Below are 20,032 nucleotides of genomic sequence, written 5' to 3'. Positions count from 1 at the left end.
CACAAAATTGTGCTATTCATAAATTTATTGATCAATCCGAAGATCAATCAATAAATTCCGCACCACCCATATATGGACGAAGTGCTTCAGGAATTTCAATTGAACCGTCTGCACGCTGGTAGTTTTCCATCACTGCAAGCAAGGTACGGCCAACAGCCAAACCAGAACCGTTCAGGGTATGCACAAATTCGGTTTTCTTCTGGTCGACACGGTAACGTGCTTTCATACGGCGGGCCTGGAAATCGCCCATATTTGAACATGAAGAAATTTCACGGTAGGTATTTTGGCTCGGTACCCAAACTTCAAGGTCATAGGTCTTGGTTGAACCAAAGCCCATATCACCACCACACAGAATAATTTTACGGTATGGCAGACCGAGTGCCTGCAAAATACCTTCAGCATGCCCGGTCAGTTCTTCCAAAGCCTGCATCGAATCTTCAGGTTTTACAATTTGCACCATCTCAACTTTGTCAAACTGGTGTTGACGGATTAAACCACGGGTATCGCGACCATATGAACCTGCTTCGCTGCGGAAACATGGCGTATGTGCGGCATATTTCAATGGCAAACGTTCAGGATCAATAATTTCGTCACGTACAAAGTTAGTGACCGGCACTTCCGCAGTCGGGATCAGGTAATATTCTTTTTCACCCTGCAATTTGAATAAATCTTCTTCAAATTTAGGCAATTGACCTGTACCTCGCAATGAATCTGCATTGACCAGATAAGGCACATAGGCTTCGGTATAACCATTTTTCAGGGTATGGGTATCTAACATGAACTGGGTTAGCGCACGTTGTAAACGCGCCAATGGGCCTTTCAGAACACTGAAACGCGTACCGGTCAATTTGGTTGCAGTTTCAAACTCCAAACCGCCCATCCATTCACCCAGGTCAGTATGATCTTTGATTTCAAAATCAAATTGACGCGGTGTGCCCCATTTTAAAATTTCAACGTTGTCGTCTTCATCTTTACCCTCAGGTACAGATTCATGCGGCATGTTTGGAATACTTAAAGACTTGGTTTCAATTTCAGTTTGCAATTCAGCAAGTGCAACTTCAGCAGCTTTAATTTCATCACCAATGGCAGCCATACGTGCCATGATTTCAGATGCATCGCCACCAGATTTTTTAATTTGGCCAACTTGTTTAGCACCCGAATTACGCTCTGCTTGTAAAGCTTCAGTTTTCGATTGAAGCTCTTTACGGCGAGCTTCCAGTGAAGCCCACTCTTCGACATTCAGCTGTACACCACGTTTTGCCAAGGCTAAATTTACAGCCTCAATATTATTTCGGATTAATTTCGGGTCGATCATAGCCAATCTTTTGCAAAGAAAAAAACTGGCTATAGTGTAAGCGCTAAACACTAAAAAAGACAGTGATCGAGCGGACAGCTGTGGCTTATTAGAGCAAATTTACCCGAATTAAGCTTAAATTAGGACGATGGATACTTGGGTAAAGCTGGCAGATATTCCGCTTTAATCAGTTTAGTGAGTGCCGAATAAGGCAAGGTCAGTTCAGTCATGCCTTCTGCATAGGAAGCCAGCTCATACAAGGGATAAACAAAGACAATGCCATTGGCACCATAGTAAAAATTATCACTTAATTTCAGTTTTTCTCTATCTATACTGTGCTGTTCCAGCCAGATGCTATTTGAATCATATAAAGTATTCAATAATTGCTGTTCTGCACCTTTGACCATAATATCTTGCAGTGCCAGACGCTTTTTGTTTTTCAAGTCAAAATTGACAAATTCCTGATGATACATGCCATGTGCAGCACCGGATGAATAGGTATAAGTTTGAATGGCAAAGGTTGCCCGGTCATACTGCTGACTGACAAAACGGATATAGGTCGAGCTTTGACTTAAATTGGGACTCGCTCCTTCGGCAGTATTGATCTTTTCATTGGGCGTGGTAGAAAATGCAATCGGATCGGCTTTTTTCACCCGATCGATAAAATAGTCATCCACCCATTTCAAGTTGCTCTTTACCGTCTGAATCTCATACTGGGTACAACCTTCCGCATCACATGCTTCCGGTTTGCTTAATTTCACAGGAACAACCTTGGCTTGAATTAATGGAATTGTAGAAGAAGCTTCCTGTTTTTCTACCTTAACCTGTTCCTTTTGCGGTGCAGGTCGCTCCTGACAACCCGCCATAACGAGTGCTGCCAAAGAAACCGGAACAGCCCAGAGCCATTGTTGATTCGTGCGTATTTTCATCTTATCTTAACAACCTAGTGCCTTTGATCATGCGGGTTCACTATACAAAGCCAGATCCCTGAATAACATTTAAAATATGTATCTTTAACTCTTTTTAGCCGAATAACGAGGCATTTGTATAAAAAATTGCCTGATTTTAAGATGGCTCAACCCAATTATCGTGAAAACCCTAGGGTACATGCACACCGAGGATAATTCCTGCCTGAGACTGAAGTGTTAAATCTTACACTTTGAGAATCACCACTTTGGAAGATTCTGTATGGAGATGATAGAGATAAGATAAAAGATAGCCCTCGCCTTCTGCGCATCCGCAGATTTTGAAATATTGTGCATTATGATGTTTAGGTCCGAGCTTGAACATATTCTTGTAGGGTGGTGCTGGGTGAATAAAAATTTCCCTCATTTTTAACAGCATATCCAATAAAAAAGCAGCCACACAGGACTGCTTTTCAATTTATGACGAACTCACAATTAAATATTATAAATCAATATATTATTGATCAATAATATCGGTACCTTTTGGTGGTGTAAAATTGAAGGTTGAAGAAGCAATCGATGGATTCAATTTCACATTATTAAAGCGCACATAGGTAGTTTGCCCCAATGAGTCCTGCAAAATCATCAAACTTGGGGCCTTGTTCGCGCCAAAACTAATGGTCAGGCTTTGGAATGCACTGTCTTTCACTTTAGGGTACAAAGTGTAATAGGTCTTGCTTTTATCGGGCTGAGTCACTCGATAAGACTTCATAATCTGACTGGTATTCCCCGACAATAACAATGCTGGAGTATTTGCCACCTGTTCATCCAGGCTTTGACGGACGGCTTGCTGTAAATCAGGATCATAAATCCATACGGTTTTACCGGAAGTCACAATGGTCTGTTTGGATGGACTGGTGGTTTCCCAGAAGAATTTACCCGGACGCGCAACTTTCATCACCCCTTTAAAGGTTTGATTCATGTGTTGTCCAGTCAAGCCTTTTTTCTGCGGGGCTTTACCAGCAGAAGTCGCTTTTGTGGTTTGTTCAAAGTTAGCAGACAAAGTACGAATATTACTTAACTGCTTGACCAGATTGTTGGTTGCTTGCTGCTCCGATGCTGCTACAGGGGCAGCAAAAACAGTTGTACTCATTACCGGTGCAAGCGTTGCAGCACCCAAGGTCATCGCACACAGGGTTTTACGAAGCATTTTCATATCATCACCTTTTTTTATTTGCGGTATCGCAATTTGTTCAATGCGTCCATCTTAAACCAATTTTTAATCCTAATAATTGAGAAAATAAGAAGTTTTGTATTGTTATTAATAGCCAATGTAGCCATTTCTACATCATGATGAAGATGGTAACCATTATTTCACCGATTTACAGACATAAAAAAAACCCACATCAAATGTGGGTTTTTTTCGTACCATTAAAACTTATGCAGTTTCAACAGATACGTAGCGACGGCCAAACTGACCTTTCACTTCGAATTTGATCACGCCATCAGCGGTAGCAAATAAAGTATGGTCACGGCCCATACCTACGTTTGCACCAGCGTGGAATTCTGTACCACGTTGACGAACGATAATGTTACCCGCAGTCACAGATTGACCACCGTACATTTTAACACCTAGCATTTTAGGGTTCGAGTCACGACCGTTACGTGTCGATCCACCAGCCTTTTTAGTAGCCATGTTTCATAATCCTCGTAATTAGCCTGAAATAGCAGTAATTTTCAACTCGGTAAACCATTGACGGTGACCTTGTTGTTTACGGTAATGTTTACGACGACGCATTTTAACAATACGGATTTTGTCGTGACGACCGTGGCTAACTACTTCAGCAGTTACTGTAGCACCAGCAACAACTGGGGCACCAATTTGAATGCTTTCGCCGTTTACAAGCATTAATACGTCATCAAACGTAATAGTTGTACCAGTTTCAGCTTTCAACAATTCTACTTTAAGGGTTTCACCCTCAACCACACGGTGTTGTTTACCACCGCTTTGGATTACTGCGTACATAATGTACTCCAAACATGCCCGTGTCGTCGTGCCGATAAAGGAATATATCGATCTTAATACGAACGCCACTGGGGGGATATATAAGGGCAAACATATTAAGTGATAATAAATCAAACAACAAGCCATTTCAGCGTTTTTTTGCACTTTGTCCGCAGTTTATTTTATAAACGATCAAAGCGTATTAAAAAATAACCCTTAGCTATGTATGTCAAGCTGACGTTTTGTCAATGTAATAGATTTTTAAACTCAATTCGCTAGTATAAAAACCCGAGTACCAGTTCCATCACACATCTGGCTGGATAATAATAATGCGGTTAAATTTAAAACCATTTGCCTAGTCAGGTTTTAAACAACTATATTAAGATCTTCGCCTTATATCAGCTATAGTTGTTAAACTATAAATAAGCAATTCAATTTTTAGAGGTTTCTCTTCATATGGCCATCGATTTTAAGCAAGACATTCTCGCTCCTGTTGCTTCAGACTTTGCTGCGATGGACACATTTATCAATGAAGGAATCACTTCAAAAGTTGCCTTGGTGATGGCAGTAAGTAAACACGTGGTTGAAGCAGGCGGCAAACGTATGCGCCCAATCATGTGCCTATTGGCAGCCAAAGCCTGCGGCGCAGAAGATATCGAACGCCAGCGTAAACTGGCAGCGATTATTGAAATGCTGCATACCGCAACGCTGGTGCATGATGATGTGGTCGATGAATCAGGCTTGCGCCGCGGTCGACCTACAGCCAATGCTACATGGAATAACCAGACTGCGGTTCTGGTCGGTGACTTTCTGATTTCCCGTGCTTTCGATTTGCTGGTCGATTTGAATGACATGACCCTGCTGAAAGACTTTTCTACCGGTACCTGTGAAATTGCCGAAGGTGAAGTGTTGCAACTGCAAGCACAGCATCAGCCTGAAACCACCGAAAAGACTTATCTCGACATTATTCATGGTAAAACTTCGCGCCTATTTGAACTGGCCACTGAAGGTGCTGCCATTTTATCGGGCACGCCACAATACCGTGAACCCCTGCGCGTCTTTGCCGGTCACTTTGGCAATGCCTTTCAGATTATTGATGATATTTTAGACTATACTTCAGATGCCGAAACATTAGGTAAAAATATTGGTGATGATTTAATGGAAGGTAAACCGACTTTGCCATTAATCTCTGCCTTGCAAAAAACCACCGATGAAGAACATGAAATTGTTCGTCGTAGTATTGCCACCGGCGGTCTTAACCAGCTGGAACGGGTAATCGAGATTGTGCAAAGCTGTGGTGCTCTGGATTATTGCCGCCAACGTGCCACTGAAGAAACACAATTTGCACTGAACGCATTAGATGCACTTCCTGAAAGTGAATATCGCCAGGCACTGATTAATTTGGCCCAGCTTGCCCTCAACCGGATTCAATAACGGGATTTGAAAAATATAGTTTTACCCCTCGCCTATGCATATAAATTTTAATGATCTATTTTTAAAAATGCAGGAGCAGCTTGAATCCAGTCAGGCTGTTCTTGATGATTCACTGCTGATTGAGCTGGTGAACCGGATTCGCCCAGATGACGCCACCGATCTTGACGAAATTAACCATAAATTCCAGGCTTTTATCCAGGCACTGCTGCTTACACCCCATGCAATTACTACCTTTCAGAATTTTATCTTAAAACTTATTAACCAGTACAAGCAAACCAGTTTATATGCCGATACTGGCATTTTGTCTTTGGATGGTTTCTGGAATCAGCTCGCTCAGCGGCTGGGTGCGCATTTTCTTCCCCTGATTAATGATCAAAGCCAACTGCAAGATTTGGTACGGCGTGTTTTTTATCAGCGTAGTGACAAATACTGGCTGGATAATATTGTCGATGCAGACTGGCAAAAACTCTTTTCTTTGATCAATCAGGGTCACAGTAATCAGCAAGACAAGCTTAAAATTAAAAGCGAGCTGATCAAGGCCATTACCGTTTTATCTTACCGGATTAGTGGCATTGGACTGTATCCGGAATTTATTAACGCCCATCCGGAACTGACCGAATATGAATCGCCTTTCCTGGTACAAAACCGGGAAATCAATGAATTTATCCAGCATTACAAGGCACTGCATCAAAACACCGACCCGATGGCCTTAATTGTTCCTCCTGATGCATCTCAAGCTTTGGTCATGATTGAGCAATGTCGAGATGTGGTATTAAAAATTCGTCGTGCTACCAAAAGAATTGGCGTGAGTTTAAGCCTGACCTATCTGCTGTCATTACTGGAACAATGTCTGGACCGTATTGAACTGTTACTTAATCTGATTATGGATGAAGACCAGCTTCGCTATGAATCTTTAGGCTTGTTGCTAGTCGATATCACCCATGCCATTTATAGCGAGCGCAGTGTGCGGTCACTTTTAGCCGCCAATAGCGAACTGATTGCATTACAGGTGACCGAGAATGCCAGTAAAACCGGTGAACACTATGTAAGTACCGACAAGCAAGGTTTTTGGTCGATGTATAAATCGGCTGCGGGTGCCGGTGTCATTATTGCCACCATGGCCAGCTTGAAAATATTGGCTGCGCGAATGGCCATGGCACCCATCATGCAGGCCTTGGTCTTTAGCATGAATTATTCATTCGGGTTTATGCTGATTCATGTCTTGCATTTTACCGTTGCCACCAAACAACCCGCTATGACTGCCGCGGCACTTGCAGCAACGGTACAACAGACCAAAGGCTCTAAAACTACACAGATTGCTGAACTTGCCGCACTGATCATTAACATCATCCGCACCCAGTTCATTGCCATTCTAGGTAATATTTCCATTGCCATTCCTACTGCGGCCGTCATCACCCTGCTCTGGCAGTACGGCATGGATGAACCGCTTTTAACTCATGTTAAAGCCACCAAAACCTTACATTCCCTCAATCCATTTACCTCACTGGCCATTCCTCATGCAGCGATTGCCGGGGTGTGTCTATTCTTTTCAGGACTGATTGCCGGCTATTTTGACAACATGGCGGTGTACCGTAAGGTGGGTCCACGTTTACAGGCCCATGCAAACTTAAAACAGTTATTGGGGCAAAAACGCCTGAATAAATTTGCCGCCTATATAGAACGCAATTTAGGCGCATTGGCGGGGAACTTCCTGTTTGGGATCATGCTTGGCAGTATGGGCACTATCGGTTTTATTTTAGGGCTACCTCTGGATATTCGCCACATTGCCTTTGCTTCAGCCAACTTTATTCAGGGTTTGATTTGTATTAATGGCAGTCCTGAAATTGGCTTGATTATTGTGTCATTTTTAGGTGTATTGTTAATTGGTTTGACCAACCTGTTTGTGAGTTTTACTTTAACGATTATTGTCGCGTTACGTGCTCGCCGCGTTCGTTTTGAACAATGGAAGCCGTTGGCCAAACTGGTACTCACACACTTCCTGACCCGCCCCAGTGACTTTTTTTGGCCGCCAAAAACTCCATTAGAAGTAGATGAATTTTCAACACCACAAAAATCGGCACTCAAGTAATTTTGCTATTTTTGTTTTACTTCATGTTAAAAAATCGGTAAAAAGAAAAGCATAATTTACACATACTTGAAATAAAGTGTACTGATGAGTACACTTTAACCATTCATTAGTCATGCTTCAATCGACTAAGATAACAAAGGTTGCTTACATGCCTTATCTGTTGCTTGGTGTAGGATTTTTCTTATTTATTTTCAGCATATTAATGTTGGTTACGCCATTCTTGAATCACTTCGACTGGGTGATGATTGAATGGCTGAGCCAGCATCGTAGCGTGCCACTAAATAGAATATTCATCACACTTTCGACTATAGGCGGTATGCCATTTGTGTTATTTTTAACCACAGTCTGGTGTTTACAGCAGGCATGGTATAAAAAATTTACAAATGTTGTTTTTATTGGCATGGGGCTGATCGGAAGTACTGCCACGGTTTGGCTACTTAAATATGTAATTTCAAGACCTCGCCCACCCGAAATGTATCATCTGGTTGCAAGCTATGGTGCTGCATTTCCCAGTGCGCATAGCCTTTATGCCGCAACTTTGGGTTGTCTTGCAATTTATCTCAGTCAAAAACATCCCCAGCACATACTGGTGTGTATATGTGCTTTTATCTGGCTGTTTGTTATGGGAATTTCCAGAGTTTATCTGGGCGTGCATTTCCCCTCTGATGTCTTGGCGGGTTGGAGCATAAGTTTTATTTGGATCACACTACTTTATCTGCTGTATGCCAAATTAAGTAGAGAAAAAAGAAATTAGTTTTAGAGAAGAATCTAATCGAGGTGGAACAATGATGTCTGCAAAGCTATGGGCACCCGCCCTTACCGCTTGCGCATTAGCAACAAGTATTGCACTTGTTGGTTGTAGCAAAGATCCCAAGGATGCGCAGCAAGCTGCAGCAGCCCAAAAAATGCCACCGGCTGAAGTCGGTGTCATTGTTGCTCAACCCCAAAGCGTAGAGCAATCGGTAGAACTTTCTGGCCGTATGACGGCATTTGAAATTTCTGAAGTCCGTCCACAAACCAGTGGTGTCATTCTTAAACGTCTGTTTACTGAAGGAAGTTATGTCCGTCAAGGACAGGCACTGTATGAAATTGACTCGCGAACCAACCGTGAAACTGTCGCCAGTGCACGTGCTGCGCTCAACCGTCAGCAGGCCAACTTAAACCTATTAAGGGTGAAAGAAGGACGTTACCGTCAACTTGTCGGCACCAATGCCATTTCAAAACAAGAATATGATGATATTGCTGCACAAGTAAAACTGGCTGAAGCGGATGTCGCGGCAACCCAGGCCGAACTTAAAAATGCAGAAATCAACCTCGGTTATTCTACCGTTCGTTCACCTATTTCAGGTCAAACCAACCGTTCAAGCGTCACTGTAGGTGCCCTGGTTACCGCAAGCCAGGAAGCACCTTTAGTGACCGTGCAACGCTTGGATCCGATTTATGTCGACATTAACCAGTCGAGTGCCGAGCTGCTGCGTTTACGTCAACAGTTGAGCCAAGGCAATTTGGGTAGCAGCAACAATACTAAAGTGAAGCTTAAGCTTGAAGATGGTAGCTATTACCCGATTGAAGGTCGTCTTGCATTTTCCGATGCCAGTGTGAATCCGGAAACCGGTACAGTAACGCTGCGTGCTGTGTTCCAGAACCCGAACCATTTACTGCTTCCAGGCATGTATGCAACTGCTCAAATCGTGCAAGGTGTTATTCCGAATGCCATGCTGATTCCTCAGGCAGCGATTACCCGTACCCCAACAGGTCAGGCGATTGCCATGATCGTGAATGCCAAAGGTGTGGTTGAAACACGTCCGGTTGAAACTGCCGGTGTGCAAGGCAAAGACTGGATTGTGACCAAAGGCTTGCAAACGGGTGAAAAAGTCATTGTTGATGGTATTGCCAAGGTGAAAGAAGGCGCAACCGTGGTTGCCAAACCTTACCAGCCTCAAACTGCGGCACCTCAGGGTGCAGGTCAGCCTGCGGCAGATGCAAATAAAGCAGGCCAACCTGCTGGCCAAGCACAACCTAAAACTGAACAAAAAGCTACTTCAAATGCATAAGGGGTAGATTGAATGGCTCACTTTTTTATTCATCGCCCGATTTTTGCCTGGGTGATTGCATTGGTGATTATGCTGGCGGGTATTTTAACCCTCAGCAAAATGCCCATTGCACAATATCCGACCATTGCACCGCCAACGGTAACCATTGCTGCGACCTATCCAGGTGCATCTGCTGAAACTGTAGAAAATACAGTGACCCAAATTATTGAACAGCAAATGAACGGTCTGGATGGCTTACGCTATATTTCGTCCAACAGTGCCGGTAACGGTCAGGCATCTATTGCCTTGAACTTTGAACAAGGCATTGATCCTGATATTGCACAAGTTCAGGTGCAAAACAAATTACAGTCCGCAACTGCCCTGCTGCCTGAAGATGTACAGCGTCAGGGCCTCAAGGTGACCAAATCGGGTGCCAGCTTCCTGCAGGTCGTTGCATTCTACTCGCCAGATGGATCACTCTCTGATGCCGACATCAAAGACTACGTCAACTCGAATATTTCTGAACCGCTAAGCCGTGTAGCTGGTGTAGGTGAAGTACAGGTCTTTGGTGGTTCTTATGCCATGCGTATCTGGCTGGACCCAGCAAAACTCAGCAGTTACCAGCTGACCCCAAGTGATGTTGTGACCGCACTGCGCACCCAGAATGCACAGGTTGCAGTAGGTCAACTCGGTGGTGCGCCTGCTGTTGAAGGCCAGGTACTAAATGCCACTGTAAATGCACAAAGCCTGTTGCAAACACCTGAACAGTTCCGTGCCATTTTCTTGAAAAATGCCGGTTCTGGTGCAAAAGTGACTGTGGGTGATGTGGCTAAAGTTGAATTAGGCTCTGACACCTATCAGTTCCGGTCTAAATTCAACGGTAAACCTGCTGGCGGTGTAGCAATTAAACTGGCTACCGGTGCAAATGCACTCGACACGGCAACTGCAGTAGAAGAGCGCTTGCAACAACTGCGCAAAAACTATCCAAGTGGTTTGAAAGACCAGTTGGCGTTTGATACCACGCCGTTTATCAAACTTTCGATTGAAAGTGTGGTTCACACCTTAATTGAAGCGATTGTGCTGGTATTCCTGGTGATGTTCCTGTTCTTGCAGAACTGGCGTGCCACCCTGATTCCAACCATGGCCGTGCCTGTAGTGGTGTTGGGTACTTTTGCCATCATCAACCTGTTTGGCTTCTCGATTAACACCCTCACCATGTTTGCCATGGTCCTTGCAATTGGTTTGCTGGTGGATGATGCGATTGTTGTGGTCGAGAACGTAGAACGAGTGATGCAGGAAGAACATCTCGATCCGGTTACGGCGACTGAAAAGTCGATGCAACAGATTTCGGGTGCCCTGATCGGTATTACGACAGTATTAACCGCAGTATTCGTACCGATGGCATTCTTCAGTGGTACGACCGGTGTAATTTATCGCCAGTTCTCGATCACGCTTGTGACCGCGATGATTTTATCCCTGGCCATTGCCCTGACCTTCACTCCTGCGCTTTGTGCAACCTTGCTGAAACAGCATGATAAAGACAAGCCGGAAAGCAATGGTGTGTTCGCACGCTTCTTCCGCTGGTTTAACCATGGCTTTGACCGCTTATCAGTCGGTTACCAGAAATGGGTAGGCAAACTGCTGATTCATAAAATCATTGCGGGTGCCATTTATGCCGTGGTCATCGCTGGCTTGCTGTTCATGTTCAAGAACCTGCCAAGTTCATTCCTGCCGAATGAAGACCAGGGTGTAGTAATGACGCTGGTTCAGCTTCCACCGAATGCCACACTTGATCGTACCGAAAAAGTGATTGATCAAATGAACGGTTTCTTTATGGAAGGTGAAAAGGCCAATGTCGATTCTATCTTCAGCGTTGCGGGCTTCTCATTCACGGGTATCGGTCAGAATGCCGGTTTAGCCTTCATTAAGTTAAAAGACTGGAGTGAGCGTACAACACCTGAATCTCAAATCGGTGCCATCATCCAGCGTGGTATGGCCCTGAACGTGATTGCCAAAGATGCCTCTTACGTGATGCCTTTGCAGCTTCCTGCAATGCCGGAACTGGGTGTTTCTGCTGGCTTTAACTTGCAGTTGAAAGATGCTGCAGGTAGTGGTCACGAAAAACTGATTACTGCCCGTAACATGATTCTGGGTATGGCAGCACAAGATAAACGTCTTGTCGGTGTGCGTCCGAACGGCCAAGAAGATACGCCGCAATACAAAATTTATGTTGATAATGAAAAAGCCAGCGCTATGGGCGTCAGTATTTCTGAAATCAACAGCACCATGAGTATTGCTTGGGGTGGTTCATACATTAATGACTTTATTGACCGCGGTCGCGTGAAAAAAGTCTATGTTCAGGCCGTACCCGATGCGCGTATGATGCCGGAAGATTTAAACAAGTGGTACGTACGTAACAACCTGGGACAAATGGTGCCGTTCTCTGCCTTTGCAACCGGTGAATGGACCTATGGTTCGCCACGTCTTGAACGTTATAACGGTATTGCATCGGTGAATATTCAGGGTACCCCTGCACCGGGCGTCAGCTCTGGTGATGCAATGCTCGCCATGGAAGAAATCATTGCCAAACTGCCACAAATGGGCATGAGCGGTTTTGACTATGAATGGACAGGTTTATCTTTAGAAGAACGTGAAGCAGGTTCGCAAACTGCGGGTCTATACGGGCTTTCTATGTTAATCGTGTTCCTGTGTCTTGCTGCATTGTATGAAAGCTGGTCTATTCCATTCTCGGTACTGTTGGTGATTCCTTTAGGTATTGTCGGTGCAATTGGCTTAACGTTCCTTGGCATGATCGTACTGAAAGATCCAAACTTGTCGAATAACATTTACTTCCAGGTCGCGATTATTGCCGTCATTGGTTTGGCTGCGAAGAATGCGATCCTGATTGTAGAATTCGCCAAGGAGCTGCAGGAGGATAAAGGCGAGCCTTTGCTTGAAGCGACGCTTCATGCAGCGAAAATGCGTTTACGTCCCATTATTATGACCACCCTTGCCTTCGGTTTTGGTGTACTTCCGCTTGCACTGGCTGCAGGTGCAGGTGCAGGTAGCCAACATTCAGTCGGATATGGTGTACTGGGTGGCGTAATCAGTTCGACTTTATTGGGTATCTTCTTTATTCCGGTGTTCTACGTCTGGATTCGAAGTATCTTTAAATACAAACCTAAAAACCAAAATAATCAGGAGCAAGCATCGTGATGCAAAAGGTATGGTCTATTTCAGGTCGTAGCATTGCGGTATCTGCACTTGCGCTTGCTTTGACAGCCTGTCAAAGCATGCGTGGCCCAGAGCCCGTAGCTCAAGCAAATATTCCAGAACAGGGTTATTTAACCGCAAGTTCTGGACCTTCAATTGCTGAAAAAGGTTATAAAGACTTTTTTGCCGATCCACGCTTGCTTCAAGTGCTTGATCTGGCATTGGCTAATAACCGTGATTTGCGTACTTCAACGTTGAATATTCAGCGTGCACAGCAGCAGTACCAAATTACCCAGAACAACCAGCTGCCAACCATTGGTGCCAGTGGCAGTGTACTGCGTCAGGATACAATGAACACCAAGGGTGCGATGACCAGCTACAATGTCGGCTTAGGTGTGACTGCCTATGAGCTGGATTTTTGGGGCCGCGTGCGCAGCTTGAAAGACAATGCTTTAGATACGTATTTAGCGACTTCAAGTGCGCGTGATGCGACTCAAATTGCATTGATAGGTCAGGTTGCACAAGCCTGGTTGAATTATTCGTTTGCCAATGCCAATTTAAAACTTGCCGAGCAAACGCTGAAAGCCCAGCTTGAGTCTTATAACCTCAATAAAAAACGTTTCGATGTCGGTATCGACAGTGAAGTTCCTGTGCGTCAGGCACAAATTTCTGTAGAAACGGCCCGTAACGATGTGGCCAATTACAAGACCCAAATTGCCCAGGCACAAAACCTGCTGAACCTGCTGGTTGGTCAAGCGGTTCCTGCCAATTTGCTGCCGACTCAACGTGTCACACGTATCAGTCAAAGCAATGCCATTGGTGCCGGTTTACCAAGTGACTTATTAAATAATCGTCCTGACATTCGTGCTGCGGAATATAAACTGTCTGCGGCGGGTGCTAATATTGGTGCAGCCAAAGCACGCATGTTCCCGACTATCAGTCTGACCGGCAACGCAGGCTATGCCTCAACCAGCTTGAGCGACCTGTTTAAATCAGGTGGATTTGTCTGGTCAGTGGGTCCGAGCATCGACCTGCCAATCTTCGATTGGGGTACGCGTAAAGCCAACATCAAGATTTCAGAAACAGATCAGCAAATTGCCTTATCTGACTATGAAAAATCGATTCAATCCGCTTTCCGTGAAGTGAATGATGCATTGGCGGTACGTCAGAATATTGGTGACCGTCTGGCAGCACAGCGCCGTCTGGTGGATGCAACCAATACCACTTACCGATTGTCAAATGCCCGCTTCCGCGCCGGTATTGACAGCTACCTGACGGTACTGGATGCACAACGTGCATCATATGCAGCCGAACAGGGTTTATTGTTGCTTGAACAAGCCAACATGAATAACCAGGTTGAATTGTATAAGACCCTGGGTGGCGGTATTAAAGCCAACACCGGTGATGCCGTTCAACAGGTACCTTCTTCGGCTGAACGCAAAGCGGCAAACAGTGCTCAGTAATATTCCAATATGATAAAAAAGCCTGCGCCATGCAGGCTTTTTTATTGCTTTTTTAAACATGATTTCCTATCTTCAATAAATCCCATTTCATTTGAATATCAAAACATGCTGCTGAGTAATTTAGAATCTGTTCCGGGTCATACCGTTATTCGTCAACTCGATGTGGTCTATGGCAGCACTGTACGCAGTAAGCATGTCGGACGTGACCTACTTGCAGGCTTAAAAAATATTGTCGGTGGTGAACTGACGGCCTATACTGAACTGCTGGAAGAGTCGCGGCAGGAAGCCATGAACCGCATGATTGAAAAGGCCAGATTAATGGGCGCCAATGCCGTGGTTGGCATCCGTTTTTCAACCTCCAATATTGCCCAAGGTGCTTCGGAACTTTTTGTGTATGGCACAGCAGTTGTGGTGGAGCCAAACATTCCTAAACTTCCCGATCCATTTCAAGCGCAGGTCTAAGTGATGGATGGGTTAATTCTCCAGATAGTTGTTTTTGCCATTTTATTTGCACTCGGTTTTGGTTTCGGCAGATACAATGAACGCAAGCACCTGGATTCACTGGCGGAAAATGAACAGCGTTTGGCTTATATCACCCTGGATAATAGCCGTTTTAAAATATCTTCATATCCGGGGCAACTGGTGAGCAGCAATGTAGTAATTTCGCATGATTACTTTAAATATGTGATTGCCAATATCCAGAACTTTTTCGGTGGTCGTCTGACCAGTTATGAAAGTGTGGTGGAACGTGCCCGACGTGAAGCGATTGTCCGCTTGAAACTGGAAGCCGAGAAAATCGGTGCAACCCAGATTATGGGCTTACGCCTCAGTACCACAGAGATGGGCATGCAAGGCGGGATGGTAGAAGTGTTTGCTTATGGGACGGCGATTCGGGGTTAAGTAAATTAAATAAAGTTTGAATCCCCCTAAATCCCCCTTTTGCAAAGGGGGACTTTAAAGCTTCCTTTTAAAAACGAGGGAGCTTTAATTATTTCACCTTAGCCTTACGGATCATTTTATACAGTGTGCTTGGCGATAAGCGTGACATCCATACCCCCAGTTTTTCTTTAGTCCCACCCACTACAATGTATTCTTCACCGTTCAGCAAAGCACTCAGCACGGTTTTGGCAAACGCTTCTGGCTCCAGACCATTTTCAATCGCTTCATCCTGATGCCCCTGCGGTTTGCCTTCTCCATTTAAGGCGTTGAAAGACACATTGGTTTTGACAAAACCCGGGAACACCACACTGACATGAACACCCTCTTGTGCCACCTCAGCACGCAAGCTATTCGCCCACATGTGAATCGCCGCTTTTGCCGCCGAATAGCTGGCACGGTACTGAGTCCCCAATAAACCTGCCACGCTAGAAACGAAGATAATCCGGCCCGACTTTTGTTGCAGGAAAGTCGGTAAAACCGTTTTGGTCAGAAATACTTGTGAGAAATAATCCACTTCCATAATGGCACGTTCAGTTTGCATGGTGGTGTCGGCAATCAGGGCACGCTGGCTTAAACCGGCATTATTGATTAACCAGTCGATACGCCCTTTCTGACTTAGCACTTGCTCATAAGCATGACGAACCTGATTTTCATCAGTAATATCGGCAGCGACACAAATATGCTGATCAGGATGAGGTAAGCTTAAACGGACGTTTTCCAGTTCATCGATACGGCGTGCAGTCAGTACCACCTGTGCACCCTGCAAAGCACACTCCTGAGCAAGAGCCTTGCCTAAACCTGAAGATGCACCGGTAATCCATACCACTTTGTTGTTTAAACTGTCCTGCTGCGCCATGTTATGCTTCCTGTTTTAAATTACATTTCAGAATGGTTTGATCTATCATTTTTGGGCTCTGGGTTCAAAAACATCAGAAAATGATCAAGATAACGATGAGTATCTTGAGCATCATAATAAGTTCCAATTTTTTCCAAACGTTTATAGCCCATTTGCGTGGTCAAATGAATCACCCCATTCAGGGTTTTATCAACCACCAAATTGAATTTCAACATTTTTTTAGGCTCACGTAGCAAATAGGTCACGCCTTGATCGACCATTTCGGTAAAAGCTTTCAAGGCAGGCGAAACATATTGGCTATTTCCACTCTTGACTTGTTCCACACAACCTAACAGTTCCACCACCAGCACATGATCAACCTGATAGGAAATATAGTATTGGTCATTTTTTTCATGTGCCATTTCAATCAAATAATTAACCATTGGAGTGAGGCGGTCATTACCAAAAAATGACACCGACCACGGCATATATTTACGTACCGTATCTAAAATCTGTTGCACCACTTTTTCAGATTCCCGGTCACTGGAGGTAGATAAACGGGCAATTTCACCAAACACCTGATCAACAATTTCACAAGAGATATCCGCCAGGACTTCACCCAGCGGTTTCGCCAGACTTTCGCTTTTGCCCTGATTGAGTTGCTGGTGAATCTGCTGGAACCGTTGATGTGTTTCTGATTTTAATTTTAAAGAAATCATATAATTCATGGTGATCATCTCCTTTTTAGTATTGTTCTGCGATCATCTGCGCTGTTTTTATAATACTCTCATCATAGAACCGAATTGTGTATGTGCCAATCGCTTATTTTTGCATTTTCTTTAGCTGTCTCATCTGTCATTTTTTTTGCTACAATAACTGCAATTTTTTATTCACTTTTGATCTGTTTTCACTATGACTGATTCTGCGCAAAATATTGCTACGACATACGATCCTACCGAGATCGAGAAAAAATGGTACCAAACTTGGGAAGAGCGCGGTTACTTCAAGCCGTCTGAAAAAGGCGAATCATTCTGTATCATGATTCCGCCACCAAACGTCACCGGTAGCTTGCACATGGGTCATGGTTTTAACAATGCCATCATGGATGCACTGACCCGTTTTAACCGTATGTCAGGCAAAAATACCTTATGGCAACCGGGTACGGACCACGCCGGTATTGCAACGCAAATGGTGGTAGAGCGTCAGTTGGGTGCAGAAGGTATTAGCCGTCATGACCTGGGCCGTGAAAAGTTCATCGAAAAAGTCTGGGAATGGAAAGAACAGTCTGGCGGTAACATTACCCGTCAAATCCGTCGCCTGGGCTCTTCTGTAGACTGGTCTCGTGAACGCTTCACCATGGATGAAGGTTTATCCAATGCGGTGAAAGAAGTGTTTGTAAAACTGCATGAAGAAGGTTTGATCTACCGCGGCAAACGTTTGGTAAACTGGGATCCAAAATTACAAACTGCACTGTCTGATCTGGAAGTAGAATCAGATAAAGAAGAAGCAGGTTCACTGTGGCACTTCAAATATTTCTTTGAAGACAAATCACTGCGCACGCATGATGGTAAAGATTACATCGTAGTAGCAACAACGCGTCCTGAAACCTTGCTGGGTGATACAGCAGTTGCAGTTGCGCTGGATGATGAACGCTATGCAGACCTAGTGGGTAAAAACATCATCCTGCCAATTACCGGTCGTGCGGTTCCTATTGTTAAAGATGAATATGTCGACAAAGAATTCGGAACCGGCTGTGTAAAAATCACCCCTGCGCATGACTTCAATGACTATGAAGTGGGTAAACGCTGCGAATTGCCAATCATTAACATCTTCAACAAAAATGCTGAAGTATTGGCTGAGTTTGAATACATTGCGAAAGCCGGCGAGCAAATCTCTAAAACCATTCCTGCCCCTGCAGAGTACGTTGGTTTAGAGCGTTTTGAAGCACGTAAAAAACTGGTTGAGCAAGCTGAAGCGGAAGGCTGGTTAGACCAGATTCAACCATATACGCTTAAACCACCTCGTGGTGACCGTTCAGGCGTAATCGTTGAGCCTCTACTCACAGACCAATGGTATGTGAAAATTGCACCACTTGCGAAACCTGCGATTGAAGCAGTTCAAGACGGTCGTATCAAGTTCGTGCCTGAGCAGTACAGCAACATGTACATGGCGTGGATGAACAACATCCAAGACTGGTGTATCTCGCGTCAATTGTGGTGGGGTCACCGCATCCCAGCTTGGTACGATGCTGAAGGTAACGTATTCGTTGGTCGTGATGAAGCTGAAGTTCGTGCGAAAAACAACATCCCTGCAGATATTCAATTAAACCAAGACGAAGATGTACTCGATACCTGGTTCTCTTCAGGTCTTTGGACATTCTCAACTTTAGGTTGGACTGGTGATGCCAAGAAAGATGCGGAAAACTACTTCCTCAATACATTCCACCCGACTGATGTATTGGTGACAGGTTTTGACATCATCTTCTTCTGGGTTGCCCGCATGATCATGATGACCATGCACTTCATGAAGAATGAAGATGGTACACCGCAAGTGCCGTTCAAAACTGTGTATGTACACGGTCTTGTTCGTGATGGCGAAGGTCAGAAGATGTCTAAATCTAAGGGCAACGTGCTTGACCCATTAGATTTGATTGATGGTGTTGATCTAGAAACTCTAGTACAAAAACGTACCACTGGTTTGATGAACCCGAAACAGGCTTCGAAGATTGAAAAATCAACGCGTAAAGAATTCCCTGAAGGTATTCAGGCATATGGTACGGACGCGGTTCGTTTCACATTCTGCGCACTAGCCAACACCGGTCGTGACATCAAATTCGACATGAAACGTGTTGAAGGTTACCGTAACTTTGCCAACAAAATCTGGAACGGTACACGTTTCGTGATGATGAACGTGGAAAGTCAAACGGTTGGTCAAACTGCACGTCCTGATCTTTGGGAATTGCCTGAACAGTGGATTGTCAGCCGTCTGCAAAAAGCGACTGCTGCGGTACAAACTGCATTTGCAACTTATCGTTTAGACCTGGCTGCACAAGCGATTTACGAGTTCATCTGGAATGAATACTGTGACTGGTATGTAGAACTGACCAAGCCTGTATTAAACGATGAAAACGTATCTGAAGAGCGTAAAGCTGAAGTTCGTCGTGTGTTGCTTGCAGTAATGGAAGCATCTTTACGTCTTGCACATCCGTTAATGCCTTACCTGACTGAAGAAATTTGGCAAACGCTTGCGCCTAAACTTGGTATTTCAGGCGAAACCATTATGCTTGCGCAGTACCCAACTGCGGACGAGTCGTTGATGAATGACCAGGCTGAAGCAGATATGCAATGGCTGCAAGGTTTGATTGGTGCAGTACGTAACATCCGTGGTGAGATGGGTCTAGGTAATGCACGTTTGTTGCCTGTTCTTCTGCAAAACACCACTGAAGCTGAAAAAGCACAGATCACTCGTATTGAAGCATTATTTAAAGCATTGGCGAAAGTTGAAAGCATTACCTTCTTGGCTGATGGCGAACAACCACCATTGTCTTCTTCATCTGTCGTTGGTCACGTATCTGTATTCGTTCCAATGAAGGGCTTAATTGACCCTAAAGCGGAATTGGGTCGTCTACAAAAAGACTTAGACAAGGTTCAAAAACAGCATGACCAGATTGCTAACAAACTTTCGAATGAAGGTTTCGTAGCGAAAGCACCGGCTGCTGTGGTTGAAGGCGAGAAAGTAAAACTTGCTGAGTTTGCTGATCAGTTAGCGAAAATTAAAGCGAATATGGAGCAAATTGCGGCGCTTTAATGTGTTGTTAGTTTG

The 20,032-nt window shown here is 44.5% G+C and carries 16 protein-coding genes; 9 read left to right on the top strand and 7 right to left on the bottom strand.

What is annotated here, in order from left to right:
* Positions 1 to 43: 43 nt before the first annotated feature.
* The 5 genes from serS to rplU all read right to left on the bottom strand — a co-directional run bounded on the left by serS (position 44) and on the right by rplU (position 4,225).
* Entirely contained in the window at positions 44 to 1,315 is a 1,272-nt protein-coding gene (gene serS / locus JFY49_RS04090) for a serine--tRNA ligase (RefSeq protein ID WP_166170423.1), read from the bottom strand.
* A 119-nt stretch (positions 1,316 to 1,434) separates the two neighbouring features.
* Positions 1,435 to 2,223: an RsiV family protein gene (locus JFY49_RS04085; protein WP_166170425.1), complete on the bottom strand. Its 789-nt coding sequence runs from the start codon at positions 2,221 to 2,223 to the stop codon at positions 1,435 to 1,437.
* A 493-nt stretch (positions 2,224 to 2,716) separates the two neighbouring features.
* A complete protein-coding gene (gene lolA / locus JFY49_RS04080) occupies positions 2,717 to 3,415 on the bottom strand; it encodes an outer membrane lipoprotein chaperone LolA (RefSeq protein WP_200223930.1) in 699 nt (232 codons plus the stop codon).
* 222 nt (positions 3,416 to 3,637) lie between these two features.
* Complete coding sequence (rpmA, locus tag JFY49_RS04075) at positions 3,638 to 3,895, bottom strand: 50S ribosomal protein L27 (RefSeq protein ID WP_086196863.1); 258 nt, start codon at positions 3,893 to 3,895, stop codon at positions 3,638 to 3,640.
* A gap of 18 nt (positions 3,896 to 3,913) precedes the next feature.
* Positions 3,914 to 4,225: a 50S ribosomal protein L21 gene (gene rplU, locus JFY49_RS04070; protein WP_086196864.1), complete on the bottom strand. Its 312-nt coding sequence runs from the start codon at positions 4,223 to 4,225 to the stop codon at positions 3,914 to 3,916.
* A gap of 435 nt (positions 4,226 to 4,660) precedes the next feature.
* Between rplU and sdsA the strand changes: the two genes are divergently transcribed.
* The 8 genes from sdsA (at position 4,661) to JFY49_RS04030 (ending at position 15,336) form a co-directional block, all read left to right on the top strand.
* Complete coding sequence (sdsA, locus tag JFY49_RS04065) at positions 4,661 to 5,638, top strand: All-trans-nonaprenyl-diphosphate synthase (protein ID WP_086196865.1); 978 nt, start codon at positions 4,661 to 4,663, stop codon at positions 5,636 to 5,638.
* 34 nt (positions 5,639 to 5,672) lie between these two features.
* The gene (locus JFY49_RS04060) at positions 5,673 to 7,727 is read left to right on the top strand and encodes a site-specific recombinase (RefSeq protein ID WP_200223928.1); all 2,055 of its coding nucleotides are present in this window, start codon (positions 5,673 to 5,675) and stop codon (positions 7,725 to 7,727) included.
* 148 nt (positions 7,728 to 7,875) lie between these two features.
* Positions 7,876 to 8,481, top strand: a complete 606-nt coding sequence (locus JFY49_RS04055; protein ID WP_180080653.1) for a phosphatase PAP2 family protein — start codon at positions 7,876 to 7,878, stop codon at positions 8,479 to 8,481.
* A 31-nt stretch (positions 8,482 to 8,512) separates the two neighbouring features.
* On the top strand, positions 8,513 to 9,781 hold the full coding sequence (locus tag JFY49_RS04050) for an efflux RND transporter periplasmic adaptor subunit (RefSeq protein ID WP_200223925.1): 1,269 nt from the start codon (positions 8,513 to 8,515) through the stop codon (positions 9,779 to 9,781).
* A gap of 12 nt (positions 9,782 to 9,793) precedes the next feature.
* On the top strand, positions 9,794 to 12,976 hold the full coding sequence (locus JFY49_RS04045) for an efflux RND transporter permease subunit (RefSeq protein ID WP_086196868.1): 3,183 nt from the start codon (positions 9,794 to 9,796) through the stop codon (positions 12,974 to 12,976).
* The gene (gene adeK / locus JFY49_RS04040) at positions 12,976 to 14,436 is read left to right on the top strand and encodes a multidrug efflux RND transporter AdeIJK outer membrane channel subunit AdeK (protein ID WP_180080681.1); all 1,461 of its coding nucleotides are present in this window, start codon (positions 12,976 to 12,978) and stop codon (positions 14,434 to 14,436) included. The genes JFY49_RS04045 and adeK overlap by 1 nt, the downstream gene beginning before the upstream one ends.
* A gap of 105 nt (positions 14,437 to 14,541) precedes the next feature.
* Positions 14,542 to 14,898, top strand: coding sequence for a YbjQ family protein (locus tag JFY49_RS04035; protein ID WP_180080651.1), 357 nt, complete (start codon positions 14,542 to 14,544; stop codon positions 14,896 to 14,898).
* A gap of 3 nt (positions 14,899 to 14,901) precedes the next feature.
* Entirely contained in the window at positions 14,902 to 15,336 is a 435-nt protein-coding gene (locus JFY49_RS04030) for a YbjQ family protein (protein ID WP_180174712.1), read from the top strand.
* A gap of 88 nt (positions 15,337 to 15,424) precedes the next feature.
* On the opposite strand, the gene JFY49_RS04025 is transcribed toward JFY49_RS04030, so the two are convergent.
* Together JFY49_RS04025 and JFY49_RS04020 are read right to left on the bottom strand one after the other, a co-directional pair.
* Positions 15,425 to 16,231: an SDR family oxidoreductase gene (locus tag JFY49_RS04025; protein ID WP_180080649.1), complete on the bottom strand. Its 807-nt coding sequence runs from the start codon at positions 16,229 to 16,231 to the stop codon at positions 15,425 to 15,427.
* A gap of 20 nt (positions 16,232 to 16,251) precedes the next feature.
* The gene (locus tag JFY49_RS04020; protein ID WP_180043204.1) at positions 16,252 to 16,938 is read right to left on the bottom strand and encodes a hypothetical protein; all 687 of its coding nucleotides are present in this window, start codon (positions 16,936 to 16,938) and stop codon (positions 16,252 to 16,254) included.
* A gap of 184 nt (positions 16,939 to 17,122) precedes the next feature.
* Here JFY49_RS04020 and JFY49_RS04015 point away from each other — a divergent pair, with 184 nt between their 5' ends.
* Positions 17,123 to 20,017 (top strand): valine--tRNA ligase, encoded by a 2,895-nt coding sequence (locus JFY49_RS04015; protein WP_200223923.1) that lies wholly within the window; start codon positions 17,123 to 17,125, stop codon positions 20,015 to 20,017.
* The last annotated feature ends 15 nt before the right edge of the window (positions 20,018 to 20,032 follow it).

The sequence above is a fragment of the Acinetobacter sp. CS-2 genome, assembly GCF_016599715.1.
GTDB lineage: Bacteria > Pseudomonadota > Gammaproteobacteria > Pseudomonadales > Moraxellaceae > Acinetobacter.
The sequence above is the reverse complement of the archived record's forward strand: the minus strand, read 5'-3'. Positions and strand labels throughout refer to the sequence as shown.

Bases quoted from the DNA above. Each gene is read 5' to 3' on its own strand.
- serS (WP_166170423.1), bottom strand. From the start codon at position 1,315: ATGATCGACCCGAAATTAATCCGAAATAATATTGAGGCTGTAAATTTA.
- JFY49_RS04085 (WP_166170425.1), bottom strand. From the start codon at position 2,223: ATGAAAATACGCACGAATCAACAATGGCTCTGGGCTGTTCCGGTTTCT.
- lolA (WP_200223930.1), bottom strand. From the start codon at position 3,415: ATGAAAATGCTTCGTAAAACCCTGTGTGCGATGACCTTGGGTGCTGCA.
- rpmA (WP_086196863.1), bottom strand. From the start codon at position 3,895: ATGGCTACTAAAAAGGCTGGTGGATCGACACGTAACGGTCGTGACTCG.
- rplU (WP_086196864.1), bottom strand. From the start codon at position 4,225: ATGTACGCAGTAATCCAAAGCGGTGGTAAACAACACCGTGTGGTTGAG.
- sdsA (WP_086196865.1), top strand. From the start codon at position 4,661: ATGGCCATCGATTTTAAGCAAGACATTCTCGCTCCTGTTGCTTCAGAC.
- JFY49_RS04060 (WP_200223928.1), top strand. From the start codon at position 5,673: ATGCATATAAATTTTAATGATCTATTTTTAAAAATGCAGGAGCAGCTT.
- JFY49_RS04055 (WP_180080653.1), top strand. From the start codon at position 7,876: ATGCCTTATCTGTTGCTTGGTGTAGGATTTTTCTTATTTATTTTCAGC.
- JFY49_RS04050 (WP_200223925.1), top strand. From the start codon at position 8,513: ATGATGTCTGCAAAGCTATGGGCACCCGCCCTTACCGCTTGCGCATTA.
- JFY49_RS04045 (WP_086196868.1), top strand. From the start codon at position 9,794: ATGGCTCACTTTTTTATTCATCGCCCGATTTTTGCCTGGGTGATTGCA.
- adeK (WP_180080681.1), top strand. From the start codon at position 12,976: ATGCAAAAGGTATGGTCTATTTCAGGTCGTAGCATTGCGGTATCTGCA.
- JFY49_RS04035 (WP_180080651.1), top strand. From the start codon at position 14,542: ATGCTGCTGAGTAATTTAGAATCTGTTCCGGGTCATACCGTTATTCGT.
- JFY49_RS04030 (WP_180174712.1), top strand. From the start codon at position 14,902: ATGGATGGGTTAATTCTCCAGATAGTTGTTTTTGCCATTTTATTTGCA.
- JFY49_RS04025 (WP_180080649.1), bottom strand. From the start codon at position 16,231: ATGGCGCAGCAGGACAGTTTAAACAACAAAGTGGTATGGATTACCGGT.
- JFY49_RS04020 (WP_180043204.1), bottom strand. From the start codon at position 16,938: ATGAATTATATGATTTCTTTAAAATTAAAATCAGAAACACATCAACGG.
- JFY49_RS04015 (WP_200223923.1), top strand. From the start codon at position 17,123: ATGACTGATTCTGCGCAAAATATTGCTACGACATACGATCCTACCGAG.